Below are 23,008 nucleotides of genomic sequence, written 5' to 3'. Positions count from 1 at the left end.
CGCCGCGTGTGCGGTCGTGGCTGGCGCTGGTGAGTGTGCGAAGTACCCAATCCGTGTTGTCATTTTGACTTGTCTTCGGGGGCCGAACGTTGCGGTTTGCGCTCCTTTGCCTCCCTGCGTAAACGAAAGTACATTTCTGCGCCGAGCAGACGTTTGATGACCTCGAGGTAATGGTTGTCAGCCATGTGCGCTCCTCATTTCTCGCCGGCCAGTTTCTCTCCGCGCTCGCGGGTCGCGCGCATCGCAGGGCCGCCGGTGCGAAGCCCGCTGCGAGGCCACAGTGCCTTCGAGCCCACCGCGCGCTGCGGGACGACTCAGTGGCTGGTGATGGCCGTCTGCGCACAAATAGCCTTCACGAACTGGGCGATCGCATGCTCGGGAAGATGGCGTGCGATATCGGCTTCGCTGACGATTCCCACCAACCGGTGGCTATCAATAACCGGTAGCCGGCGGATCTGATGCTCCTCCATGACGTTGAGCATCTCTTCGACACTGGCCTCGGCGTCGACGCGATAAGTGCTGCTCTGGGCCAGCTCACCTGCGGTTACGGTGTTGGGATCGCGGCCGGACGCGATGCACTTGATGACGATGTCACGGTCGGTGATCATTCCGTGCAGACGGTCATCATCGCCGCAGATCGGCAGGGCGCCTACACCCAGATCGCGCATGTGCTCGGCGGCGGCGGTCAATGTTTCGTGCTCGCCCACACAGGTGGCTCCGGCGTGCATGATTTCACGCGCAGTGGTCATAACTTTTCTCCTCTGGACGCCGGGATATGTCGGCTGATAGTCGGAACCTAAGGCGATAGGCCGGGCACCTGTAGGGTCCTTGGGCCCTTCGTGAGAACAACCACGGACCCAGCGGAAAGCCGTTGTGCGCAGCAGCACTCAGGGTGCGCCCGTAGCAGCGCCTTAACGGGGACTCTGCGCCCACCAGGCATGTGGGTCAGCTGGCAACTCGCACGGCGATGTGCCTTTCGGCGGCCGCGTCGGATGTCTGTTGGGGAACGGCCACGTCCACGGTCAGGATGCCTTTGTCGTAGCTGGCTTTGATGTCATCTTCGTTGGCGCCGGCCGGCAAGGTGACCGAGCGGGTAAACGAGCCGTAGCGGAATTCCGAGCGGCCCTTGGCTTCCGACTTCTCGCTGCGTTCAGCCTTGATCGTCAACTGGCCGCCCTGCACGATGATGTCGATATCCTTGGCCGGGTCAACGCCGGGCAGTTCGGCGCGCAACAGGTAGTGGCCGTCAGCCGTCTCATCCTCAAGCCGGATCAGATGGCCTGGACGCAGCGTCGCCGGTGAGGGAAAGCCGGTCCATAGATTCGACCAGAAATCAGACCAGTCCGGCAGCCACGAATGAGGTTGCCGACGCACAGGGAGATCGGTCATGACTCTCCTTTGGTTGTTGGTGTTGTGGGACTTACCGTTCGATTCTTCATCGTCTGCACCGGCATTCGGTAGGGGCCGAGGTCCTCATCCGCGGGGACATTTGCCGGCGTCACGCGGCGATCGTGTTGGCCGGCGCAGTTGTCGGCTGATTATTGGTGACCGGCACTTCGTCGCGGGTTCGCGGGATTGCGCGCTCCGGGCCGGAGGCGGACCGTCACGGGACGCGGCGTCGGCGATCTTTGGTCAATAGTGGCCCGCCGGCACGTACACGACGCGGAGAATGATGGCCGAGATAGTGAGGCCGAGGAAGGAGGGAGCATGGTCGCCGACCCCCAGTGCGCCCGCTGCAAACAACCCATCGAACCGGGATGGCTCTACCTGGTTGCGCGTCGCCGCGGCCAAGCCCCGACGGACGACGACGGCGCAGTTTTTTATTCATGTGCCTGATGAATGCCCGGGGGCCTGGAGAGCACGTTCCGCGCACCTAGCCCAGGTGGTTGTCGCCTTTGCGTGCCAATCCGCGTGTGATGCCACCGGTCCGACCAACCGGCCGCGAGCAGGTTGGCGACTGAATGATGTGGTACCGCAGGCTCAATTGACGTGCACTGGGTGTTGTGCGACCGCTGATTCTCGTTGTCAGCCTTTCACCACACCAAGGGGGACGAGGCGGGCGACCTTGCGGGCCAGCCCGGCGCGGTCGCTTGTTTCGATAACAGCGTCGATGTCCTTGTAGGCCTCGGGTTTTCCTCGGCCAGCCCCCTGCGGGATTTGCCGTGCACGAGGATGCCGGCATCCGCGAGGCTTCTGCGCAATGCCTCGGCGTTGGTGTGGCGGGCGGCTTGGTGGCGGCTTTGCACTCTGCCGGCGCCGTGCGCGGTGGAATAGAAGGCGGGGTTATCGGGGACACCGGTCAGCACGTAGGAGGCGGTTCCCATGGTGCCGGGGATGAGCACCGGTTGTCCGACCGCGGCCAGGTCGGCCGGCACGTCGGGATGGTGCGGCGTAGCGAGCGGGTTGCGCCCTTGCGGTGCACGCACAGTGTGCGTGTCTGGCCGTCGACGAGGTGGTCTTCGATCTTGGCGAGGTTGTGCGACACGTCGTAGAGCAGATCCAGCGATGTCGCGATTTCGTGCTCGAACACCCGACGGGTTGCTTCGGTCAGTAATTGTCGGTTGGCGCGTCCGTAGTTGGCCGCCGCGGCCATCGCGGCCAGGGCGCTGCAGGCGCCGCTGGATGTTCTTGTGGTGCACTGATCGAAACGCGATAGCCAAACCCTGGCCAGCACGTGGGCGGCCAAGCTGCTATCTCGATGCTTCCCCATGAATGAGGTAGCGATCGTCATCGGCGGCACCGGAGTGCGCTGCGCCTATGCAGCGATCACCGCGACACTCTCGCTCGTCGTGCCGGGATTCGTATTGGGCTGCAACGCAATCGCGGCTTACCTTCGTCGGCGACACCAATCCAAAGAGCGAGCCGCCTAACGCCGACCGTCACCACGCCCGCCCAAGCGTCGCGTGGCGATCGTCCTGCCCGCTACACTTGCACCCGCCGCACCCCCCGACGACCAGGCCTACCGCCGGGAACGGCAACAGGACGTCGAGAACACCACGAAAGCCGCCCAGCGCTTCCACCGGCTAGGTACTAGTCGGGTATTCAGAAGACGTCCCGCGCCCCCGTAGCTCAGGGGATAGAGCACGGCTCTCCTAAAGCCGGTGTCGCAGGTTCGAATCCTGCCGGGGGCACGATTGTCGTGTCTCGGGACATCGTTGACAGGTGTCCCGAGACATGGTTTACACCTATTGCCTGTTTTCGGGGCTGTTTCCGCATTTGACGCCGCGGGGTTGGTAGTCGCGGGTGGGGTCTAAGACGAGTTTGCGGATGAGTTGGCCGGTGTGGCGGTCCACGACGCGGATGTCGCGGTCGTCGATGAGCACGGTGACTTTGGTGCCGGTGCGGCGCTTGCCCAGGCCAATGTGGTGCAGGCGGCTGTTGTAGCGGATGGTGATGGCGCCGGCGGCGTCGATGGTGTCGGTGCGTATGCGGCAGTGGGCGGGGATCACGTAGCCGGTTGTGGTGGCTTTGGGGCGGTGAGTGTAGGCCTGGGTCGGAGTGCGTCTGTGGAGTGCACGGTATGGTCGGTGCTGGTTGTAGTAGACGCGGAATTGGTCGCAAAGGTGTTGGAGTTCAGCGATTGTGGCCGCGGGATGTGCAGTTAGGCATTTCTTTTGAGTTTGGTGGAAGCGCTCGATGCTCCTATGTTTGTCAAGCGGCGGTTTGGTGGGGTTCAGCTGCTGGCGTTGAGGTTGCCTGTGGGCGTGGGAGATTGGCGTAGATTTCGCGGGCGATGTAGCGCTTGAGGCAGCGGATGATCTCGCGTTTGGTGAGTCCTTCGTTGGTGCGGCGTTCTACGTAGGCGCGGGTGGGTTCGTGGTGTCGCAGTCGCACGATCGTAACGATGTAGAGGGCACTGTTGGCCTGTCGGTCGCCGCTGCGCGATAGCCGGTGTCGGCCGGTCGTGCGGCCGCTGCTGGCGGGCTGTGGTGCCACGCCGCAGAGTTTGGCGAAAGCGGCTTCGTCGTGGATGCGTTCTGGATTGTCTCCGGTGGTGACGAGGAACTGGCCGGCCAGCTCGACACCGACGCCGAAGAGCTCAACGAGATCAGGTGCGGCGGCGCGAACGACGACCTCAATTTGTTTGTTGAGTGCTTTGATTTCGCCGTCAAGAGCCTTCCACCTGCGGGCCAGGTCGCGAAGGGCGGTCTTGATGCTGGCCATCAGCAGGCGCTCGGGGTGAGCACACAGGTGAGCGAAGTCGGTGGTTTCGGGCCGAAGACCGAGGCAACGATTGATCAGGGTTCGCTTGGTCAGCGTGACGAGCTCGTCGCGCAGCGGCGATGGGGCGCCGATCATGATCCCGAACAAGGTGTTGAAAGTTTGGGTTCGGGCCTTGACTGCGCTGCTGCGGGTGACACGTAAAGTGCGGATCACTTCGACCATGCCGCACTTGGACTTTGGTGTCGCGGTCGAGGTTTGGCCGAGTACGGCACGGGCGATCTGCTCGGCGTCGAGACGGTCAGACTTGCCGTCCATTCGTCGAGCGATGCGGTTAGGTCGGTTTACCTCGATGACTCGTTCGCCGGCGGTCGTCAGGGCGCGAGTCAGCGTTGCACCGAATGATCCGGTGCTTTCGACGCCGATCGCCTCAAGTGCTCCGTGCGTGCGCATCCAAGACAGCAGCGCGTGGTAGCCAGCGTCGGTCGCAGGGAACTCCTGATGACCGAGCAACCGACCGTGCTGGTCGATGACCGCGGCGTAGTGAGTGTGCTTATGCGTGTCAACGCCACCGATGACAGTCTCGACTTCTGTTGCGATCATGGAATTCGCTCCTCCGTTAGGGCCAATCTGACGGTTGGGCGAACCGGCCGGACGGAGCGACAGGTCTGTGACGGGGCTTCTAGTCCAAGCTCCTATCAGGTCAGATCCGTCTGGCCGGTGCGCACCGCGACGCTGCACCGGCGTCGACCGACAAATCGAACGCAGGACACCTTGGTCACACCTTGGCCGGGGTCAGGCCGACCGGTGCAGCGTCGTCGATAAGTCTTCACAGACTTTTCCGCAGGTCTGTGGATGGTAGGGCCGGCTGGTCAGGTAGGTGATGCCCAGTGTGCCTAGGGTGATTTCCAGGGCGGTACGGCCGCCGCGTCGGGGTGCTCCGGTGAAGATGGCGCCGTTGTCGGTGAGCACCGAGGCGGGTGGGCCCCAGGTGGTGAAGGCGGTGGTGAAGGTTGCGGTCACGTCGGGGCCACTGATGTTGCGGCGGCCAGGCTGGCGATGGCCAGACGGGAGTGGTCATCGATGATGTTGAGGATTTCCACGCCGCCGCCGTGGGCGAGGTGCCAATCGGTGACGTCGGCTTGCCAGCATTGGTTGGGCAGGTCGGCGCAGAAGCGCTTCCAGGAGGAGCGGGGCCGTTTGTGCGGTTGGGGTGTGACGAAGCCACGACGCTTTAAGATTCGCCAGATGGTGGAGACGGCAGGCACATTCGTGATAGTGGGGTTGGTGGCGAGATGGGCGGCGATGGTGTCGGCGCCGGCATCTAGACCGCGTTTGGTCAGGGTCTTGCGTAGCCGTACGGTGCGCTCTTCGACCTCTACGGTGACGGCTTGAGCTGTGGTGCGGACGCCGTGAACGCGGGAGGTAGGCCGCGTCGCCGTCGGCCTCGTAGCGTTTGCACAGTTGTTGGATCCACTGCCGGGAGACGCCGTAGTCGCGAGCGACTTCGGTTTTGCTGCGTCCTTCCAGTACCACAGCGGTGATGACGAGCTGCGCGTTCGACATGGCTGACCTCCCCAGCTTGCAGAGGTGTCAACTATGTCGCGAGACAGCTGCCAACTATGTCCTGGAATCAAACACTGTCAGGGGCACCACTTGAACAGCGCAAATGCTGATCCGTGCAAGATGCGTGAAATAACGGGCACCTGAAACAACAGCCTGGCCACCGCCGACCGACCGGATCGGTAGCGCGGGGTGCCTGGGTCGGGTCCCAGGTCGCGTTGCAGGGGTCCAGTACCCGCACGGGTCCGCGTACCACCGGGCACCCGCACCGCCCTGCAGCCCCAGCTGCAGCGCCACCAACCCACCCGCCTTCACTGATCCGCGACCGGGCGCGCCAGGTGCTCGCCGGCAGCGACGGCACCACCTGGCAGGACCGCCAGGGCGCAGTGCGGGCACTCAACATCGCGGCGCGTGTGCTGGCGCTGCTATGACCCAGGGGACCCCAATGATGGCCGCCTGGGTGGACTGGCCAAAATCACTTTCTTAAATTTTGGCCCGGGGCTGGCCCCACCCCCATACCCTGGATCGACTACAGGGGATGGGGGAACCCGATGAAGACAGCCATGACAGCGGCACTGGCAGTCGTGGCCGTCGTCCTTATCGCACCGGCAGCGCACGCCGACCCTGGCCTTTCCCGTCGAATACCTGCACTGTGATGCGCGGGCTACTCAACGGGAATCCGGCTCACGACATGGTCATGTTCGGCTACGTCGTGCAGACGATGAACGACAAGCTAGGCATCCCGAAACCCGAGGCGTCGCACATCGTCTCGCAACACATGCAGCAGGGATGCCCAGACCTTTGGGCAGATGTCGTCGCGGCGTTCAACGCAGGCGACACCTGCCCGGCTGATGGGCATCCGACATGTTCGCACCCCACCGTGACGGAATCGCCGGAAGGCTGAATCTGCCCGAACGAAAAGGGGAACCGCCTGCGTGCTGGAATCCAAGTCTCCCTTTCAAGCTTGATCGGGTGCGCTATGCCCCCAGCGCAGCGGCCTAACCACCACCAACATCAACACCAGGGAGAAACGAGAGTATGCGTAACACCGTCAAAGCGATTGGCGCGGCGCTGGCCGCTGTGGCAATCACCAGCTGCAGCAACCCGCAACCAGTCACCAGCGGCGGCGGCACCACCGCCGCCAGCGTTACGGCACCGACCACCACCGACGCGGATGGCAATCCACCTGGCTGGAAGACCTGGGGCTACATCAGCTACCCGCTGCACCTGAACGGGTTGACGTTCAAAACGTTTGAGCAGGAACCGTTCACCGGCAACCGGCTACCACCCAACCCGGACCTGTCCAACCCCGTAGTGGCCAACTGGTTCAATCCGTATCCGCGCCCCACCAGGTGGTTCGATGCCCGCTACACCAACGACCGCGACGGGTCCAACGTCAAGCTGTACGCGCTGGGCTGGCCCAACACCGAAACGCGCACCATGCACTCCGGTGTGCGCGCCAACATGGACAGCATCACGGCTGGGGACCGAATCACCGATGGCAGTTGCCATCCCACCTGGTGCGCCCAGCTGGGCACCATGGCAGGCCCGTCCTGGGTGTTCATCGTGGCCGCTGATCTGCCAAGCGAGGACGTGTTGAAGCAGTTCATACAGACCGTCGTCGCCGCGCAGAACCACGTTGGCGGCAACTAGCCACCACCCACCAACCAGCTGCGGGCCGTCCAACTGGGCGGCCCGCAGTGCTGTCCAGGCCCCACCTCATTGTCGACAGCGCCCCGCACGGTCCCAGTCAGCTCGACGCGGATAGCGCCGGATGGTTTGTTGCCCGGCTCCAAGAATCGATTGAGGAGTTAGCACGGCTAGCGGCGGTACTGGGCAGGCAGATCGGTCTCGAAGTTTCCATTTCGATTACAGCACGAGGGGATTCACAATAACGGACGATAATGCTGCCGACATGCTGATGCGTTCCGCGCACTTTATTGTCGAGCAGTCCATGAACCTGACCCTTGACCGCCAAGTCGATGGACAGGTGGAGGTTAATCACTTACTCACCCATCCGCCCGCTCGATCCGAATGACCCGCGGTATGGACCAACAATTCAGGGAAACCGTATCGGATCATTGGCCATGATGAGCGACGAAGCAGCCGGTTTATTCCGCGCCTACGCCGAGTTACTGGAAGCAACCGCTGACGAGACTGAAAGCTGATGGCTACCAACGGTTATGCGGATCTCCCGCAAAAGTGGGTGAGCTGGGAACCCGCACAGCGCCAAATCATCCAAAAATGCAGCCGCATCGAAGTAGCCGCCGTAGGGCCGGGGGCTGCTGCCCGGGAGAGTGACCTCTCGCACCAGCCGTCCGTATCCGGAGGTGTCACCGGTATCGGTGACCCCGAACATGCCGCGGCGAACGTTGATCACTTCGCCCCCCGGGGGGAAGTGCCCCGTCGGGGGTGCTGATTGTTTGTTTCGGGTAGTGCTCTGGCGAGCTCATCGCAGCAGTCCACGCATCTCGATCGTGGGCCTGGCCGCCAGCGCCGCCTGCTCGGCTTCGGCGATGGCGCGCTCCCGGTTGACGCCCAACGGCATCTCCTAAATCTTCTCTCGTGCAACTTGAGGATCGCGTAGCATCTCCGGACGCGGCGGGCAGCCCGAGGAGGTAGATGTCCACCGGCACCACGTGATTAGAAGGCAGAGTGCCGCTCGCCGGATACCTTGCTCAGCACGACATCAGCGTCAACTGCGTGTTGCAGGACGCCAACGGACCACTGACTTTTGCGGTACGCCCGAACGGCAATGGGTTTCAGCTGGGCGCTGCCCCACCTCGTTTGAGCGGCCGACGGTTGCCGTCGGGGCGAACGTCACCCACTAATGCGGTCGACCACATCCCGTCCTACGTGGGGGATTCGGCGACCTGGGAGAGATCAGCGAGGCGCTGCTTCCTCCTTGCCGACGGTGCTTGCCGGGCGTCACGCGTGGCAGGCCGATCAGACGCTGCGCCGGGCGATCGAGATCCTCGACGGGGCCGTGCTGAATCCGAACATCTGTCCTTCCAAAATCGGCAAACGCAATACCCGCATGCTCGTCGCGCACCCGCTGGCCGCGAATCGGCGTAAGGTCATCAGTATCGAGCAGCTCGGTTGCGAGCGAACATGCTCGACTACAAAGGAAATTCGATGGCTTCGCCTACAAAGTTTCGCACTCCCTATGAGATTCGTCTCCAACTCGTCACGGACACCATCAGCGCCCACTCCAAGCTGGGCAACGACGCGGCAGGCAAACTCGCCGTACACGTCCTGCATGCCCTGAACTCAATTCCCGAGAAGGTGCGCTGAGCAACGGCCCGCTGGGCTTTAAAATCAATGACCGCACGGATTTCCTGATTGGTGTGCGTGCCTTGGTCCTGCTGATCCGACGTGGATGGGCCGCATTATTTCGAGCTGGCATCACCGGCTCATCTGGAGGTTTTGACCATGACCGTTACCGTGACTCTCGCCGACGGCGGGACCGACAAGTACATGCGATTCGGCGACAGCTACATCGAGCACAAGGACGGCACCTTGGACGTGATACGGGGCGGCGCGAAACACGCGTACCGCTACGAGCCGAGGCAGTGGACCCACGTCGACGGCGATCACAGGAGATCGATGAAGCGCGGTTTCTGGCGTTGATCACTCTCAGGGCCGACGTCGGTGACCCCATTCATTAGAGGGTTTGATCGACGCCGTGAGACCTTGAAATGCGCGGCGGACCTCGCCGTACACAACTGCGCAACATCGGCGGATTCATGGTGCCGTTTTTGCAGCCGGATCTGGTGTGGGATTTCCGGCTGCCACGGGTGGTGTCGATCAACGTCAGCGGCCACAAGTACGGGCTGACCTATCCGGGCATCGGCTTTGTAACCGCGAACACCTGCCCGAGGACTTGGTGTTCCGGGTGAACTACCTCGGCGGGGACATGGCGACGTTCACCCTGAACTTCTCCCGGCCGGGGAACCAGGTCATCGGCCAGTACTACAACTTCCTGCGGCTGGGTCGCGCGGGCTACACCCAGGTGATGGGGTGCCTGTCGTCGACGGCGCGCTGGCTGGCCGACGAGTTGCGCAAGGGCAAGCACTTCGAGGTGATCTCCGACGGCTCGGCGATCCCGGTGGTCTGCTTACGGCTGGCCGGCGATTTCGGCTACACCGAGTTCGACGTCTCCATGCGCTTCGGTCCCACGGCTGGCAGGTACCGGCCTACACCATGCCCGCCGACGCGACCGACGTCACGGTGCTGCGCGTCGTAGTGCGCGAAGGCTTCTCCGCCGACCTGGCCCGGTCACTGCGCGACGACATGGTGTCGGCGCTCGCCAGCCTGGACGACCTCAACCCCGGCGGCCACTTCAACAACCAGCGGCCCTTCGCCTACTAAGCCGCACGCACGCACATTCACAAACGCAGAAGCACTCAAGCCAGCGGGCCGAGCACACATAATGACCCTATGACCAGTACTGCACGATCATCCTTGGAGCCGCTCGCTTCTGCCGATAGACCGCAGCACAGCGGACGGATCGTGGTCGGCGTCGACGGGTCGCAGGGATCGTTGACGCCGTACTGTGGGCTACCGCACCAATAATCGACTCTCGCCTGGGCGATGTCGTTCGCTACCCGACGCCCACAGACATGGGTACGCGTGACCGTCGGTGTCCACGAATAGTCCGATACGAAGTTTTGAGACGCTCGTATGTCGTCTATTCCGACACATGACAAATCAGGGACTGTTGGGGCCCGGCATGACCCGCCTGGACCCGGCCGGTAGAGAGGTTAGGTCGTGGTGTGTTGGTCGGATGAGTCGCTGGGCTCGACGATCTTTGTTTCCTCACGTGCCCCGTGGCTGATCTCGATGCGGCGCGGCTTGGCCCTTGCCGCCACGGGGAGGGTTACCGTCAGCACCCCGTTCTGATAGGTGGCGGCGATGTGGTCGGCGTCGATGTCCTGACCGAGGGACAGGCGACGCATGTAACTGCCGGTGAAGCGCTCGGAGCTCAGCCACTGCACGTCGTGTTCGGTGCGTTCGCTGCGTTGTGCCGTCACGGTGAGAATGCCGCCATCAACGCTGACGTCCACCGAATCGGGGTCCACGCCCGGGAGGTCGGCGTGAAGCACGTAGTGATCGCCGGAGCGGTAGAGGTCCATCGGCATGGCCAGTGGGGCTCGGGCGGAGCCGGGCGATGTACCGAGCAGTTGCGCGGCGAGTCTGTCGATGTCACGGAATGGATCGGGATGAAGCACAGCAACCAACCTCCTAGATGTCGGTTGCCGCACCGCGCCATCGCGACGGGTGTCAGCTGGCTGCGCTCCTTCCGGTTTAGCACTCCACCTGCGCGTGCACCAGGGGTGTCGGCGCTGCGACCAGGTCTTCGGCGATGAGGACCCTGGTGTCCAGGATCGTCATCCACATGAAAGGGGCCAGACGCGCCTGGATCTGCTCGTCGATGTCGGTTGCGCGCACAGAAATTTGGTGATGGTCGGCGAGATGCCCGTCGAACGCTCGACCCAACTCCTGTTGGGCCTATTTCGTGTTCTTCATCGTTGTCCACGTCACGCTGGTCTTCACCACCGAAGCTTTGCGCAACTTCAACCACATGTTCGCCACCCGTGACGACAACAGCTGGGTCGGGTTCTGGATCTTCACCGCGGCCATGGTGGTGGTGGCCATCGGCTGGGTGGCCGCAACGCCGTTCACCTATCGTCACCCCCGCGTGGTGCAGCAGGTCGGCTACGCGCTCATCGGGCCGCTGCAGCGGCTGTTCGAGCACACCGACCCCGAGCCGGGCGCGTTCACCGAGAAGGACATCTCGCCGTACTTCTGGCACCACGGCACTTACCCGCAGACCGTTGAGTACAAAGAGTTGGAGATGAACAACTTCGTGAATTGGCGGCTGCGAGTCTGCGGTCTCGTCGAGCACCCGACCGAGTTCTCGCTGGCGGACTTGCATGACCTCCCCTACCACGAACAGATCACCCAGCACTTCTTCATCCAGGGTTGGTCGGGTGTCGCCAAATGGGGTGGCGTGTCGATACAGACGATCGTGGACATCGTCAAACCGCTGCCCGAGGCCAAATGGGTGGGCTTCTACTCGCTAGGCCCCGGCGCCGACGGCGGAATCTACTACGTCGCACACCCGATCGAGCAGACGAGCCACCATCTGACCATGCTGGCCTACGACATGAACGGCGAACCGGTCAGCTACGGCCACGGGGCGCCGCTGCGACTGCGTAATGAATTACAACACGGCTTCCGGCATGTGAAGTGGCTCAAGGGCATTGAGTTCATCGCGCACTACTGCGAGCTCGAGCAGATCATCTGGTCCGCCGACAGCGAGGAAGAACTGCAACGGATCGAACAACTTCTGCGCATCTTCTATCCCAGCACATACTCAAACACCCTGGGCGGGATCAGTTTTGTTGACGGCGTCGACCCGGATGACATCCGTGTATTGATCACCTACCCGACTCCGCAACAGCTGCCACGCGAGGTCATTGACAGACGATTCCGGTGACGAGCCAATGAGATTCGTTCCTTCAAACTGACTGCGAGGCCGCCCTCACCGCGCATGTCACCGTCGGCCCGGGGGTGTCGATCCGTTCAGATTTCGATTGGCTTCAGGTTACGACGACGGGTTGGGGCGCGTACCCGTGAAGTGCCGCCTGTATGGAAGCGGGTCGGAGCCGTCGACGTATTCGCACAGCCCGGTGCGACCATTACGCATCCCGATCGGGTGGACATCGGCCAGGTTTGGTCTTGGGTAAACCATTCGCGGCACTTTGACGGGACCCCATGAACTCATCCAAGAGATACGAGAGTCGGTTCTGTGGGTGTAGGCCGTAGCGTAGCTCGCTGGGCGCTGGAGCCGAGCGCTGAGTGCGCTCGGGTGGTAGTGGTACTCCTGTTTCCGTTGCTGATGACACCCGTACGTGGGCCGGGGACCACAGGTTTGCACCTGATGTAACCATCGCTGCTTGGGCTATGCGCCGCCGCTGATCCATGCGCTGGCGCCGATTCCTTTAGCCCCGTATTGCTGTACCCAATCGAGATCGCCTGCTGCTGTCGTCGCCCATGCCCAAGATGTGCCATCGTTTCGCGATATTGCGGAATCTGTCTTCCGACGCCGTCTCGGGCGCATCATCGGAGGTGGCGGCGAGGAACCGATCCGGAAGCGCCAGCTTGAAAATGGTGCGCAAGGTGAGCAGGTACTGGCGAGCCAGCGGTCCGGTCGTATACGGCAGGTCATAGGTGGCGCACACGGCCTGGACCCGTTGGGCGATCTGCGCGTAGCGGTTGCTCGGCAGATCAGGGAAAAGGTGGTGTTCGATCTGGTAGCAGAGGTTTCCACTGAGGAACGCCAACACCGGCCCGGCGCGAAAGTTCGCGGTACCCAGCATTTGTCGCAAGTACCATTCGGGCTTGGTCTCATCCTCCAGCGCGGCGGGGGTGAACTTCTCCGCGCCGTCCGCGAAATGCCCGCAGCAGATCACCACGTACGCCCACACATTGCGTAGCACGTTGGCGGCCACGTTCGCTGTGAGCGTGCGGCGCCATCGTCGAAGGCTGAGCGCGGGAAAGAACACATAGTCCTTGCCGGCCTGTCGGGCAATCTTGCGGATCAGTGCTCGAGTGTGGGCGGATCTCTCGGCGTCGGTCGCCGCGCGATCATGCTGCGAGTGCAGGCCCTGCGATGCGATGCCCCATTCGAACATGCTGGCCAACAACACGTTTCGCAAAGGCTGGAGCAGATTACCCAGCCGCCACTGCTGGTCGCGGGTGACCCGCAACACACCGTATCCGAGGTCGTGGTCCACGCCGATGACGTTGGTGAACACGTGGTGGCGATAGTTGTGGGAATACCGCCACTGCGACGAGACACCCGCCATGTCCCACTCCCAAGTACTGGAATGGATTTCGGGGTCGTTCATCCAATCCCATTGCCCGTGGCCAATGTTATGGCCGAGTTCCATGTTCTCGATGCTCTTGGCCACAGCGAGCGCCGTAGTGCCGAGCGCCCAGCCGATCTTGCTGCGGCTGCCGGCGATAACCAGCCGGCCGGCGACGTCGAGTAATCGCTGAAAGGCGATGGCACGCCGGATGTATGAACTGTCCTTTTCACCGCGTGACTCCTCGATGTCGCGGCGGATCACCTCCAACGCGCGCCCAAGCCCCTCGAGGTCTGCCTCGGTGAGATGGGCGTATTCGGCTACGTCTGCTATTGCCATCGACGCCTCACCGACATTCCGGCGAGGTGGCGCGCGACCTACTGGCGGGCCGACGAAACATGCTGGGGGAAATGGAGTGCGCCAGCATCATGGTCACCTCCCTTCTTGGTGGTGTGTGGTTACGTCGATCCGGGTGTGGGCTCCTGCGCCCGCGCGCCGTCGGGTAAGCCGAGTTGGACGGTCAGCCCGCTGAGCAGAATGTCGAGTCCGCGATCGAGTTCGGCCAGCCCGTCGTAGCGGGCCCAGGTCGGTGCGAGCTCACGTAAGTGGGGGAACTCGCCGATGGGCAGCCGGTGCAGTCCGAGCCGCAACACGTGGTCGGTTTCTTCGGGGCGTTCGACGATCTCCTGCAGTTCGGTCAGTACATGGCCGTAGAGGAACCCGAACAACGTCCGGTACACGTGCAGCGCGTCGGCTCCGGTGACCCCGGCCCCGGTCAGCAGCGCGAGGACGTCTTCGAGGTGCCGCAGGATGCCCGGCGGCCGCATCCCCAGCGGCGTCGCGAGCGGCCGAGTGACCAGCAGCGGCACCACGTTTGGGTGTGCGCGCGCTGCGTCGCGGAAGTCGTGGGCGAAATTCCGCAACCCCGCCGCCCAGTCCGCCGTGGTGGTGTCCAGCGACAGCCCTTCGAAGATCAACTCGACCACCCCGTCGAGCACCGCGGCCTTGCTCGACACATGCCGATACAGCACCATTGGATCACGGCCGACCGCCTCGCCGAGGCGGCGCATCGACAGCGCGTCGACGCCATCACGGTCGATGATCTCCAGTGCACACAGCAGAACCGCTGCGCGAGTGATCGGTCCGTTCTCGCCGTCCTCCTCGGTGGAGTCCGGCGTCTGGGCGGCCCGCCCGGAACGGGGTCTCGTCGGCGGTTGGGTCATCGGTTACGCACCTACTCCTTCTGTCGATATGGTCAAGCACTGAAGTCTTCATCGTAGGCCTACGACGTTGACGGGCAATCCCGGCCCTCCGAGACAGCATAGTATTACGCCGTAGGTCTATGACGTTGACAGCACGGCGATTAGGGGTGTCTACTGGAGTTCTAGCACCAGGATTTGAGGCGTCCCCATGATCGTCATCGTTGGATTGGTTGTCCTACTTGCCGCGGTGATTGTGGGGTTCACCGGAGTATTGACCAATGCCGGGGCCGCGCACCCGTTGACCGAGAACTTCGCCGTGTTCGGCTATCACGTCACCGGGTCGACCGGCACGCTGTTCCTGTTCGGGATCGTGGTCGGTGCCGTGGAAATGCTGGGTCTTTCCGTGTTGCTGGCCGGCGCGCGGCGCACCGCACGCCGCGGCCGCAACGCCCGACAGAAACTCAGAAGCTCTCAACGTGAAACCGCGTTGTTGAACCAAGACCGCGACCGCTTGCTCGACAACCAGCGGCACGTCGGCGCCGCCAGCGGCTCAACGATGGCCGCGACCCCCCGTCGCAGAAGTCCGCTGCTCGGCCGCTTCTCGCGAGATCGACAACCCGACAGAACCACCCACGTCGATACCACTCATTAGCCACTGGAGCCGTCGATACCGTCAGCCCGCAGCCAGGCCTGTGATCAACGAAACGAGGAAGCAGCAATGAGCATCGGTAAGAAGATCGCCCACAGCCGAAGCCGCCAAGGGCGCCACCAAGAAGTACTTGGGACGCGCCACCGGCAACACCCGCTTACGCAGCGAGGGACGCGCCGATCAGATCAAGGGAAACACCAAACAGGCAGGAGCCAAACTAAAAGACGCCTTCAAACACTGACCCCTACCTTTTGCACTGACCCCCACTTTTTGACCCGTACCTTCCAAGTATTTCTGCGAAATCCGCGCAACCCAAATCGAACATCGAAACGAGCTAAACGTCATAATCGTTCTCGGAATCATCCTTATCGTCCTCGGACTCCTGTTGCCCGCCCTCGTCCCTACCTTCGCCTACGCCCATATTTGCTTAATCATCGGGATCATCCTCCTCGTCGTCGGCCTGCTACTGATGCTGATGGGACGGATGGGACACGCCGTCGGCGGCCGCCGCCACTACTACTAAACCGACGACCTCTGAACCATCGACAACGTTCAACCAACAACGTTCGACCAACTCAACATGTTCAACCAACTCCAGGAGCCAACATGACTACCAGCACTATCATTTTGATCGTCGTCGCGGTCGTGGCAATTGTGCTCATCGCCGCACTCGTGTGGGTGGCGCGCAACAAACGCAACCAACACCGCCACATCGAAGCCGGCAAGATCCGCGATCAGGCCAGGGAGGAATCACTCCACGTCAGGCAGCGCGAAGCACTCGCCGACGAGACCGCTGCCAGGGCCCGCGCCGCCCAGGCCGAAGCCGACGTGAAGTCGGCCCAAGCCTCGGGTTTGCAGCAGCAAGCCGCCGCGCACCGCGGCGAGGCGGCGACCTCTCGCGACGAGCTGAACCAGCAGTTCGCGCGGGCGGACAAGATGGATCCACACTCGCAAGCCAGCGACGCAGCGCACGAAGACTCCAAGGCCCCGGACGCGCGTTCAGGACCCTCGGCGAGCAATCACCGGCCACCAGCGACGCCCAGAACGGGGTGAGATGCGCGAGCACCTCACACGCGACATCTCGCACGGCAGCACCGCTTGATCCGGCACGGTTAGGAGCGCCCGCAATGTCTGCTTACGCCTCGTCCTTGACCGCGACACAGATAGCCCAAAACAGCTTCTTCGAACGATTGGCCCGCGCCGGCTATCTCGTGAGCGGTCTGCTGCACTTGGCGATCGGCTACCTCGCCGTCCGGATCGCTTTCGGGAGCGGCGCTGGCAGCGCCGACCAATCGGGGGCGCTAGCGGCAGTGGCAGGCAAACCGGGCGGCATCGTCGCCCTCTGGGTCGCCGTGTTCGCGTTTTTGGTGCTGGCGCTTTGGCGGCTAGTCGAAACATGCCTCGGTCGTTCGACCGAGGCCAAATCCCAGGGCGCAACGGCGGAAGTCCTGGATCGGGCGAAGGCCTTTGCCTTGGCGGTAGTTTATTTCGCGCTCGCATACTCCACGATCGGATTCGCCCGGGGCGGCGGAAAGTCCACCGGTGACCAGAACGCGGCGATGAGCGCACGCCTGATGCAGACCGGCGCCGGCACTATGGGACTCATCGCCGCTGGCATCATCATCGTCGCGGTGGGCGGATATCACGTCTACAAGGGAGCCAGCCGGAACTTTCTCGACGATCTCAAAGGCAACGCCAGCAAGCTGGTGCGACGACTGGGCATGGTCGGCTACATCGCCAAAGGCCTGGTCATCGCCGGCACCGGGGTACTGGTCGTCGTCGCGGCGAGCCGTGCGGAACCGAGCACGACCACCGGACTCGACGGGGCCCTCAAAACACTCGGGGCCCAACCCTTCGGAGCTGCGCTCCTGATCGCTGCTGGCCTGGGAATTATCACCTATGGCCTGTACAGCCTCGCCATGGCCCGATATACCAAAATGTAAGTGGGTCTAGCGGATGAGCTTGCCTAGCCGACCCGTCGCCACAATCCTCGCCGGGCAGACGTGCGGACCCGCCGTAGGCTGCGAAGCGGAAGTGTCTGAAGCTAGCGGTTAGGGGGCTTCAGAGCTCGTTGAGACACACCGGACAGAGATTTAGAAGTCGACGCTACCTCCACCCACAAGGCGGCCAGCTGTACTCGGCAGGAACGTTGTTAACGATTTAGCTGCGAATGGGGAGGACCTCCGGGCTTAGTGGAGATGTCTGACGTCTCTTCTAGTCCACGGAGGTCCTCGTGTCCCTCGGCGCCATGCTCACTGGAATAGGTGCGGGCGCCTTGTGCAACTTGGTGTCTGGGCCGATGTAGGCAGCCTGCACCTCCCCGACGGGAGTTACCGTAGCCGCCCGAATCTGCGCCGTCCACGTGCCATGTAATCGACCCGTTCCGTGCAGGATTCGTGCAACCCAAATGTCCCAATGTGGCTGACCATGACTATAAATGCCGGACGGCGAAAAGGGAGGAAAACACTGGTGAAGGCCACAACGCGGTACGTCAACACGGCCGCCGACCTCAGGCGCCTAACAAATTCGAATCCCGCCGGGGGCGCTCTGAACAGGGGCACTCGTGTACTTGCAACGCATCTCTATATACGGGTCGTCAGCACATCCGTGATTTGCGCACGCGCCGCTATGGCTCGCGGGCGACAACGACCACAGTCCGCGCCGAGCGCGCAACGGCCGTGCTCACCGAACCCAACATCATGCCCGCGAATCCGCCGCGACCGTGGCTGCCCACCACCACGAGTTGCGCGGACTCCGAGTGCTCGACAAGCTGACGCGCCGGCTGATCGCGCACCACCACACACCGCACCGTGACATCGGGATAGCGCTCCTGCCAGCCGGCGAGCCACGTGGTCAGCGCCTCGTGTGCTGCCACCTCCATCGGCCCGAAATCCAGACCCGGCACTTCCAACATGCTGACGTCCGACCACGCATGCAGTGCCACCAGATCCACACCTCGGCGGGAGGCCTCGTCAAAGGCGATCTCGGTCGCCCGTTCCGATGCGGAGGAACCGTCGATCCCCACCAGCACCGGTGCCTGCGCGGGCGGCGGCGGGGCCTCATCGTGGACGACCGCGACCGGGCAATGCGCATAGTGCACCAGGCCAGTGCTGACCGACCCGAACGAGGCCCGACCGAACGCGCCCTCGCCCTGGCACCCCACGACCATCATGTCCGCGATCTTGGACTCATTGACGAGGGTGGAAACGACCGGACCGTGCACCACCACGCTGTACACGAACGGCGGACCGTGGTCGCCGGTGCTGTCGGCGACCGCCCTGCGCGCATCTTTGAGAACCCGCCTCGCTTCGTCGTCCTGCTGCTCGAAATAGCCTTGAGGAATCGGAATCTCCGGCCACGGTGCAATCGCCGGCACGACCGGTGCGACAACATGCGTGAGTGTCAGCGGAACGTTGCGTATCGCGGCGTCGACCGCCGCCCACTCGGCCGCGGCCATCGACGAGGCTGAGCGGTCGACGCCGACCAAGATGCCACGATGGGTTCCGGGGTCAGACATTTCGTTCTCCTGCCCTGGGTCGTTTTGGCAGCTTCACGCATGACCATAGGACGCCAGTCACAGAAGATCAGGTGGCATTGGTCACCGATTTGCCCGACTAACAGCCCTACGCCCGGCAACGGCGCGAACGGCAACCAGGTCGGGACGAGATCCGCTACCCCCAGGTAGCGCGCGGTGGTGTGGCCTTGGACTTGTCGGCGGAGGACAAGTGCACGGCGTGGACGCCCGGTTTCGTGGCCAGCTGGTCCAAAAGACTTTCCAGATGCGCCTTATCGGTGTGCCAGTGCTGGACCGCCTCCGGCGTCTGCTGCAGTTCCGCGAGGACAGCCTTGAGCTTGTCCGGGGTCTTGCCGTCGGCGTCCGACGGGCGGCGGCCTGAACCGCGCCCGGCGCTTGCGGTAATCCCGCGGGGCACCGCACCGCCCAGGGCGCTTCCGGCCAAGCCCGCCAGGGCCATTTCCCCCACGATGCCACTCGTAGCCGCTGCGACCGTCGGGGCGGCCCCCGCGGTGGTGCACTCCAGCACGGTGGCCGCCAGCTTGACCCCCGGGCTGGCGACGGCCCAGGCCGGGGGCACGGACAACGCTCCGGCCAGGCCCGCGCCGCCGACACCCGCCGACACGGCAGACGCCCCGGCCGCCCCGATCGTCTGCGTGCTCGACCCAAGCGCGGCGAACAGCGGCCCCTCGAGCTCGACCGCCGTGTCGCTCCAGGTCCGTGCCGTCACCACGAGGCCCAAGCTCAGGCTGAGCAACGTGTCGTTGACCGGACGGATCGCCTTGGTGACGAACTCGACGTTCGCGGCAATCCGGGCCAGCGGTGTGGAATTCAGGTTGTTCAGCCAGGTCGCCAACGACGACGCCGGCGACGCTGGATCCGCCGCGGGAGATGCGGCGGGCGATGCGAGGCTCTGCAGCGTTCGCGGAGTCGACGACATCAGCTGCGACAAGGCCGACTGCGCGTTGGCGGGCGCGGTGCCGGCGGCTTGGGCGACCGCGCCTGATTGGCTGGCCGTACCACCCGGGTTGGTGGTCTGCGGCGCCGAGCTGAACGGCGTCATCTGTACGGCAGACGCCGAGGAACCGGCGTAGCCGTACATCGCCGCCGCGTCTTGCGCCCACATCTGCCCATACTCCGACTCGGTGGCCGAGATCGCGGCAGTGTTCTGTCCCAGAACGTTCGTGGCCACCAGTGACGCCAGCTGACTGCGGTTTTCCGCGATCGCCACCGGGGGCACCGTCGCCATGAATGCGGTCTCGTACGCGCCGGCCGCCGCTCGGGCCTGGGAGGCGGCCTGCTCGGCTCGCGCGGCGGTGTCGCGCATCCACTCCACGTAGGGTGCGGCCGCTGTCGCCATGGCTGCCGATGACGGGCCCTGCCAACCGCTGGTCAGGTTGGAGATCACCGACTCGTAGGATGCCGCCACGGAGTGCAGCTGCGCGGCCAACCCATCCCAGGCCGACGCGGCGGCCAACATTGATCCCGAGCCGGGACCTATGTACATCCGGCCGGAGTTGAGCTCCGGGGGCAGTGCTCCGAAATCCATTGGTACTCCTTGATTCTTTGTGACTAGTTCGAAGGTGAGATGCCGGCGCCGGCTATTCCTGGGCGTCGTCGGCGTTGATGACGATGATCGTGGCGGTGGTGGCCGCCTGCCCGAATGCACTGCCCCCGATGGCCATCCCGCGAGCAGAGCCGCTCCCGGTAGCGCCAACGGCCCGGCCGGCCAGGCCCGAAGCGGCCAAGTTGCCGAACAGTGACCCCTGCCCATCCGCCGCGACGACCGCCGGTGCGCCGGCAAAATTCGTTTGCGGCAACACCGCGGCGACCGTCCGGATTTCCGGGGCGGCCGCAGCCCATCCCGGTGGCACCGACAAACGCCCGACCACGCCGGCGCGACCCGTGCCCGTGGGAATTCCGGCTCCGCCGGGGGCCACTGAGCGCACCACCCGCGTCCCCGAACCGAGGCCCCCGCCCAGCGACTTCAGCTTCGATCGGTCCCTGTCGAGCCGTTGTCGCGCGCTGTTTACATTCGCCACGTTTTGGGGCACCAGGTAGTTTTCGACCCCCAGCAGGTACGGGCTGCCACCAATGCCGTACAGCGACACGGGGCCCAGCGGGCCCGTGAGGGCCGAGTCGAACGCCGACAGCAGCGACGGTGGGTCAGCGGCGGTGGGCGTCGTCAGGCTTTGCAACGATTTCGGGACGGCCGACATCAGTTGCGGCAGCAACGATTGCGCATTGGTTGCCGCCGAGGCGCCGGTGGACTGCGCGACGGCGGCGGCTTGTCCCGCCGTCCCGGCCGGGTTGACGGTCCGCGGCGGCTGGCTGAATGGCATCATCTGCGTGGCCATCGCCGAGGAGCCGGCGTAGCCGTACATCACCGCGGCATCCTGGGCCCACATCTCCGCATATTCGGCCTCGGTGGCCATGATCGCCGAAGTGTTCTGACCGAGAAGGTTGGTCGCGATCAGCGCCATCAACCGTGCACGGTTGGCTGCGACTATCGGTGGCGGGACCGTCGCGGCGAACGTGGCCTCATAGGTGGACACCGCCGCTCGGGCCTGATTGGCGGCTTGCTCGGCTTGGCCGGCGGTCGCACTCATCCACGCCGTGTACGGCGCTGCCGCGGCTGCCATCGTGCCCGACGAAGGACCACGCCAGCTGCCGGTCAGGTCCGCGATCACCGACTCGTACGACGCCGCTGCGGCGTGCAGCTGTGCCGCCAACCCGTCCCACGCCGCCGCGGCCGCCAGTATCGGCCCCGCACCCGGGCCGGCATACATTCGGCCGGAGTTGACCTCTGGTGGTAGAGCTCCGAAATCCATTGCTAATCCTCATGATTACTGCTCGACGGTCACGTTCAAAGCGCTCCCGCGCTCGTTGAATTGATGAACCCGCGTCTCCGGTATCCGCGCACTGGCGCCACGCAGAGCGCTGTGCTGCGGGCGACCAAAGCTGCCTGCCGCTCCGACCGACTGGTAGCGCGTCATGTCAACACGCCTACCGAGGCGGCATTGCTTTTATGGCACAAGGCATTCCGACGAATTACAATCCGTGGCCAGATCCCCGGCCGCGAGCGCCTCAGCAGCCTGCGGTACGTGGTGATGGCTACAACAGTTCCTCGGCCGTTGCACGATGCATCGCTTGCGTTGCAGAGCAACGCGTTCGCGACATGACAAGCTCGACCTCGAGGCTAGGATCCCCTGTTGCGCCACGGGCGATGCCGTCTGCGTTGCAAATAGGATTCGACTCGGCGATTATGCGTGCTGGCAATGACTTCGATTGCGCGCCAGCTATCTTGACGCGTTTGCTCCGCACTGAGAGCTGCTACGCAGTTGGGTGCCTGGGCGAAGCGATGGACGGGCTGTCGGGTGCGACTCGGGCCACGCACACCGATCCCAGGGGCGCTGAGAGCAAACGCTGGAGGCAAACCCCCAACGAGAGACTTCATTGCAGTGCTCCCGCACGGCACCGATGCCGCAACAAATTCCCCGCTCTGGCAGTAGATGACTGAATGCGATCGTACTTTTCTTTGTGACGCCCTGTCCAGCTTGCGTTCACCAACTGCGTTTAGCATGTTGCGCTTTCCCAGACTCCCCCAACTGCCTCCCGCAATCCAAGCCTCCGCCGCGCATCGGCTGCCCCGGGCCGGCAAGAGAAATTAGGGTCCCACCAAGCGCACGAAACAGGACTAGCATCAATACCGTGCGTGCGAGGAAAGAAACGTAGCGCCCGTCGCTTCGTGAAGGCAGAACACGTAACGAGCCTGCGATGCGGAAGCTGGTCGCGACACTGACGGCCGTTGGGGCCTTGATGCTCAGCGGGGCTGTCGCTCGCGCCGAGAACCAGCCGGCACCGCCTCCTCCCGCCCCGTCGTTCTACGCACCGAAGTGCCTGAGTTTCGACCCCATTCCGCCGGCACACTGGAACTACCTGCCGTGCGGTTGGACGACCGACGGCAAGCGGTGGATTCCTCCGCCGCCATAGCTGACACTCCCTGACTCACATCGGCGACGGCAGCGATGCGAAAAGCTCTCAG

General features: G+C 63.7%; 23 protein-coding genes, 1 tRNA gene and 8 pseudogenes. 13 read left to right on the top strand and 19 right to left on the bottom strand.

What is annotated here, in order from left to right:
- Positions 1–59: 59 nt before the first annotated feature.
- The 4 genes and pseudogenes from G6N50_RS29805 to G6N50_RS29930 form a co-directional block, all read right to left on the bottom strand.
- A complete protein-coding gene (locus G6N50_RS29805) occupies positions 60–185 on the bottom strand; it encodes a hypothetical protein (protein ID WP_264028666.1) in 126 nt (41 codons plus the stop codon).
- A 129-nt stretch (positions 186–314) separates the two neighbouring features.
- Positions 315–749 carry a CBS domain-containing protein gene (locus tag G6N50_RS25840; RefSeq protein WP_083096790.1) on the bottom strand — a complete coding sequence of 145 codons (435 nt, stop codon included), beginning with the start codon at positions 747–749 and terminating at the stop codon, positions 315–317.
- A gap of 196 nt (positions 750–945) precedes the next feature.
- Positions 946–1,389 carry an Hsp20/alpha crystallin family protein gene (locus tag G6N50_RS25835; RefSeq protein WP_083096789.1) on the bottom strand — a complete coding sequence of 148 codons (444 nt, stop codon included), beginning with the start codon at positions 1,387–1,389 and terminating at the stop codon, positions 946–948.
- 636 nt (positions 1,390–2,025) lie between these two features.
- Positions 2,026–2,593, bottom strand: a pseudogene (locus tag G6N50_RS29930) (RtcB family protein).
- Between the two features lie 465 nt (positions 2,594–3,058).
- On the opposite strand from G6N50_RS29930, the gene G6N50_RS25825 reads away from it, so the two are divergent.
- Positions 3,059–3,131 (top strand) — tRNA-Arg (locus tag G6N50_RS25825).
- A 54-nt stretch (positions 3,132–3,185) separates the two neighbouring features.
- Here the strand turns inward: G6N50_RS25825 and G6N50_RS29600 are convergent.
- The 6 genes and pseudogenes from G6N50_RS29600 to G6N50_RS29580 all read right to left on the bottom strand — a co-directional run.
- Positions 3,186–3,449 (bottom strand): hypothetical protein, encoded by a 264-nt coding sequence (locus G6N50_RS29600; protein WP_232068834.1) that lies wholly within the window; start codon positions 3,447–3,449, stop codon positions 3,186–3,188.
- A gap of 57 nt (positions 3,450–3,506) precedes the next feature.
- A pseudogene (locus G6N50_RS29790) lies at positions 3,507–3,638 on the bottom strand (integrase core domain-containing protein); the annotation flags it as partial.
- Between the two features lie 13 nt (positions 3,639–3,651).
- The gene (locus G6N50_RS25815) at positions 3,652–4,764 is read right to left on the bottom strand and encodes an IS110 family RNA-guided transposase (protein WP_083100310.1); all 1,113 of its coding nucleotides are present in this window, start codon (positions 4,762–4,764) and stop codon (positions 3,652–3,654) included.
- A gap of 192 nt (positions 4,765–4,956) precedes the next feature.
- Complete coding sequence (locus G6N50_RS29590; RefSeq protein WP_232068833.1) at positions 4,957–5,184, bottom strand: hypothetical protein; 228 nt, start codon at positions 5,182–5,184, stop codon at positions 4,957–4,959.
- On the bottom strand, positions 5,181–5,429 hold the full coding sequence (locus tag G6N50_RS29585) for a hypothetical protein (protein ID WP_232069056.1): 249 nt from the start codon (positions 5,427–5,429) through the stop codon (positions 5,181–5,183). Before G6N50_RS29585 ends, G6N50_RS29590 begins: the two co-directional genes overlap by 4 nt.
- Before the next feature lie 145 nt (positions 5,430–5,574).
- Positions 5,575–5,727, bottom strand: a pseudogene (locus tag G6N50_RS29580) (helix-turn-helix domain-containing protein); the annotation flags it as partial.
- Between the two features lie 535 nt (positions 5,728–6,262).
- Here G6N50_RS29580 and G6N50_RS25805 point away from each other — a divergent pair.
- Positions 6,263–6,628: a hypothetical protein gene (locus G6N50_RS25805; RefSeq protein ID WP_142275705.1), complete on the top strand. Its 366-nt coding sequence runs from the start codon at positions 6,263–6,265 to the stop codon at positions 6,626–6,628.
- Positions 6,629–6,762: 134 nt separating this feature from the next.
- A complete protein-coding gene (locus tag G6N50_RS25800; RefSeq protein ID WP_083098153.1) occupies positions 6,763–7,377 on the top strand; it encodes a hypothetical protein in 615 nt (204 codons plus the stop codon).
- A 601-nt stretch (positions 7,378–7,978) separates the two neighbouring features.
- Here G6N50_RS25800 and G6N50_RS25795 read toward each other — a convergent pair.
- Positions 7,979–8,083 (bottom strand): annotated as a pseudogene (locus tag G6N50_RS25795) (NADH-quinone oxidoreductase subunit C); the annotation flags it as partial.
- 90 nt (positions 8,084–8,173) lie between these two features.
- Positions 8,174–8,369, bottom strand: a pseudogene (locus G6N50_RS25790) (NADH-quinone oxidoreductase subunit B); the annotation flags it as partial.
- A 490-nt stretch (positions 8,370–8,859) separates the two neighbouring features.
- Between G6N50_RS25790 and G6N50_RS25785 the strand changes: the two are divergent.
- The 3 genes and pseudogenes from G6N50_RS25785 to G6N50_RS25775 all read left to right on the top strand — a co-directional run.
- Complete coding sequence (locus tag G6N50_RS25785; protein ID WP_169926975.1) at positions 8,860–9,018, top strand: DUF6307 family protein; 159 nt, start codon at positions 8,860–8,862, stop codon at positions 9,016–9,018.
- Between the two features lie 138 nt (positions 9,019–9,156).
- Positions 9,157–9,354 carry a hypothetical protein gene (locus tag G6N50_RS25780; RefSeq protein WP_083098174.1) on the top strand — a complete coding sequence of 66 codons (198 nt, stop codon included), beginning with the start codon at positions 9,157–9,159 and terminating at the stop codon, positions 9,352–9,354.
- Positions 9,355–9,461: 107 nt separating this feature from the next.
- Positions 9,462–10,095 (top strand): annotated as a pseudogene (locus tag G6N50_RS25775) (pyridoxal-dependent decarboxylase); the annotation flags it as partial.
- Between the two features lie 392 nt (positions 10,096–10,487).
- On the opposite strand, the gene G6N50_RS25770 reads toward G6N50_RS25775, so the two are convergent.
- Entirely contained in the window at positions 10,488–10,955 is a 468-nt protein-coding gene (locus tag G6N50_RS25770; protein ID WP_083098147.1) for an Hsp20/alpha crystallin family protein, read from the bottom strand.
- 76 nt (positions 10,956–11,031) lie between these two features.
- Positions 11,032–11,175, bottom strand: coding sequence for a hypothetical protein (locus G6N50_RS25765; RefSeq protein ID WP_158086104.1), 144 nt, complete (start codon positions 11,173–11,175; stop codon positions 11,032–11,034).
- A 61-nt stretch (positions 11,176–11,236) separates the two neighbouring features.
- Here G6N50_RS25765 and G6N50_RS25760 point away from each other — a divergent pair.
- Positions 11,237–12,019, top strand: a pseudogene (locus G6N50_RS25760) (molybdopterin-dependent oxidoreductase); the annotation flags it as partial.
- A gap of 712 nt (positions 12,020–12,731) precedes the next feature.
- Here G6N50_RS25760 and G6N50_RS25755 read toward each other — a convergent pair.
- Positions 12,732–13,937 (bottom strand): fatty acid desaturase family protein, encoded by a 1,206-nt coding sequence (locus G6N50_RS25755; RefSeq protein ID WP_083098145.1) that lies wholly within the window; start codon positions 13,935–13,937, stop codon positions 12,732–12,734.
- A gap of 119 nt (positions 13,938–14,056) precedes the next feature.
- On the bottom strand, positions 14,057–14,821 hold the full coding sequence (locus tag G6N50_RS25750; RefSeq protein WP_083098143.1) for a TetR/AcrR family transcriptional regulator: 765 nt from the start codon (positions 14,819–14,821) through the stop codon (positions 14,057–14,059).
- Between the two features lie 187 nt (positions 14,822–15,008).
- Between G6N50_RS25750 and G6N50_RS25745 the strand changes: the two genes are divergently transcribed.
- From G6N50_RS25745 to G6N50_RS25725, 5 genes and pseudogenes are all read left to right on the top strand, one after another.
- Complete coding sequence (locus tag G6N50_RS25745) at positions 15,009–15,452, top strand: hypothetical protein (protein WP_232068832.1); 444 nt, start codon at positions 15,009–15,011, stop codon at positions 15,450–15,452.
- 66 nt (positions 15,453–15,518) lie between these two features.
- Positions 15,519–15,690, top strand: a pseudogene (locus G6N50_RS29575) (CsbD family protein).
- A gap of 102 nt (positions 15,691–15,792) precedes the next feature.
- On the top strand, positions 15,793–15,972 hold the full coding sequence (locus G6N50_RS29570; RefSeq protein ID WP_083098137.1) for a DUF6131 family protein: 180 nt from the start codon (positions 15,793–15,795) through the stop codon (positions 15,970–15,972).
- A gap of 83 nt (positions 15,973–16,055) precedes the next feature.
- A complete protein-coding gene (locus G6N50_RS25730; protein WP_083098135.1) occupies positions 16,056–16,502 on the top strand; it encodes a hypothetical protein in 447 nt (148 codons plus the stop codon).
- 74 nt (positions 16,503–16,576) lie between these two features.
- On the top strand, positions 16,577–17,392 hold the full coding sequence (locus G6N50_RS25725; RefSeq protein WP_083098133.1) for a DUF1206 domain-containing protein: 816 nt from the start codon (positions 16,577–16,579) through the stop codon (positions 17,390–17,392).
- A 683-nt stretch (positions 17,393–18,075) separates the two neighbouring features.
- Here the strand turns inward: G6N50_RS25725 and G6N50_RS25720 are convergent.
- From G6N50_RS25720 to G6N50_RS25710, 3 genes are all read right to left on the bottom strand, one after another.
- Positions 18,076–18,966, bottom strand: coding sequence for a universal stress protein (locus tag G6N50_RS25720; RefSeq protein ID WP_083098131.1), 891 nt, complete (start codon positions 18,964–18,966; stop codon positions 18,076–18,078).
- A 154-nt stretch (positions 18,967–19,120) separates the two neighbouring features.
- Positions 19,121–20,512, bottom strand: a complete 1,392-nt coding sequence (locus G6N50_RS25715) for a PPE family protein (protein WP_083098129.1) — start codon at positions 20,510–20,512, stop codon at positions 19,121–19,123.
- Positions 20,513–20,564: 52 nt separating this feature from the next.
- Positions 20,565–21,794, bottom strand: a complete 1,230-nt coding sequence (locus G6N50_RS25710) for a PPE family protein (RefSeq protein WP_083098127.1) — start codon at positions 21,792–21,794, stop codon at positions 20,565–20,567.
- Between the two features lie 946 nt (positions 21,795–22,740).
- Between G6N50_RS25710 and G6N50_RS25705 the strand changes: the two genes are divergently transcribed.
- The gene (locus G6N50_RS25705; RefSeq protein WP_083098125.1) at positions 22,741–22,956 is read left to right on the top strand and encodes a hypothetical protein; all 216 of its coding nucleotides are present in this window, start codon (positions 22,741–22,743) and stop codon (positions 22,954–22,956) included.
- The last annotated feature ends 52 nt before the right edge of the window (positions 22,957–23,008 follow it).

The sequence above is a fragment of the Mycobacterium mantenii genome (genome assembly GCF_010731775.1).
Lineage (GTDB): Bacteria > Actinomycetota > Actinomycetes > Mycobacteriales > Mycobacteriaceae > Mycobacterium > Mycobacterium mantenii.
Note: the sequence above shows the minus strand (reverse complement) of the source record. Positions and strands in the feature narration are given on the sequence as shown.

Excerpts from the sequence above, each read along its gene's own strand:
- G6N50_RS29805 (WP_264028666.1), bottom strand. The coding sequence starts at position 185 with ATGGCTGACAACCATTACCTCGAGGTCATCAAACGTCTGCTCGGCGCA.
- G6N50_RS25840 (WP_083096790.1), bottom strand. The coding sequence starts at position 749 with ATGACCACTGCGCGTGAAATCATGCACGCCGGAGCCACCTGTGTGGGC.
- G6N50_RS25835 (WP_083096789.1), bottom strand. The coding sequence starts at position 1,389 with ATGACCGATCTCCCTGTGCGTCGGCAACCTCATTCGTGGCTGCCGGAC.
- G6N50_RS25815 (WP_083100310.1), bottom strand. The coding sequence starts at position 4,764 with ATGATCGCAACAGAAGTCGAGACTGTCATCGGTGGCGTTGACACGCAT.
- G6N50_RS25805 (WP_142275705.1), top strand. The coding sequence starts at position 6,263 with ATGGGGGAACCCGATGAAGACAGCCATGACAGCGGCACTGGCAGTCGT.
- G6N50_RS25800 (WP_083098153.1), top strand. The coding sequence starts at position 6,763 with ATGCGTAACACCGTCAAAGCGATTGGCGCGGCGCTGGCCGCTGTGGCA.
- G6N50_RS25785 (WP_169926975.1), top strand. The coding sequence starts at position 8,860 with ATGGCTTCGCCTACAAAGTTTCGCACTCCCTATGAGATTCGTCTCCAA.
- G6N50_RS25780 (WP_083098174.1), top strand. The coding sequence starts at position 9,157 with ATGACCGTTACCGTGACTCTCGCCGACGGCGGGACCGACAAGTACATG.
- G6N50_RS25755 (WP_083098145.1), bottom strand. The coding sequence starts at position 13,937 with ATGGCAATAGCAGACGTAGCCGAATACGCCCATCTCACCGAGGCAGAC.
- G6N50_RS25750 (WP_083098143.1), bottom strand. The coding sequence starts at position 14,821 with ATGACCCAACCGCCGACGAGACCCCGTTCCGGGCGGGCCGCCCAGACG.
- G6N50_RS25745 (WP_232068832.1), top strand. The coding sequence starts at position 15,009 with ATGATCGTCATCGTTGGATTGGTTGTCCTACTTGCCGCGGTGATTGTG.
- G6N50_RS25730 (WP_083098135.1), top strand. The coding sequence starts at position 16,056 with ATGACTACCAGCACTATCATTTTGATCGTCGTCGCGGTCGTGGCAATT.
- G6N50_RS25725 (WP_083098133.1), top strand. The coding sequence starts at position 16,577 with ATGTCTGCTTACGCCTCGTCCTTGACCGCGACACAGATAGCCCAAAAC.
- G6N50_RS25720 (WP_083098131.1), bottom strand. The coding sequence starts at position 18,966 with ATGTCTGACCCCGGAACCCATCGTGGCATCTTGGTCGGCGTCGACCGC.
- G6N50_RS25715 (WP_083098129.1), bottom strand. The coding sequence starts at position 20,512 with ATGGATTTCGGAGCACTGCCCCCGGAGCTCAACTCCGGCCGGATGTAC.
- G6N50_RS25710 (WP_083098127.1), bottom strand. The coding sequence starts at position 21,794 with ATGGATTTCGGAGCTCTACCACCAGAGGTCAACTCCGGCCGAATGTAT.
- G6N50_RS25705 (WP_083098125.1), top strand. The coding sequence starts at position 22,741 with ATGCGGAAGCTGGTCGCGACACTGACGGCCGTTGGGGCCTTGATGCTC.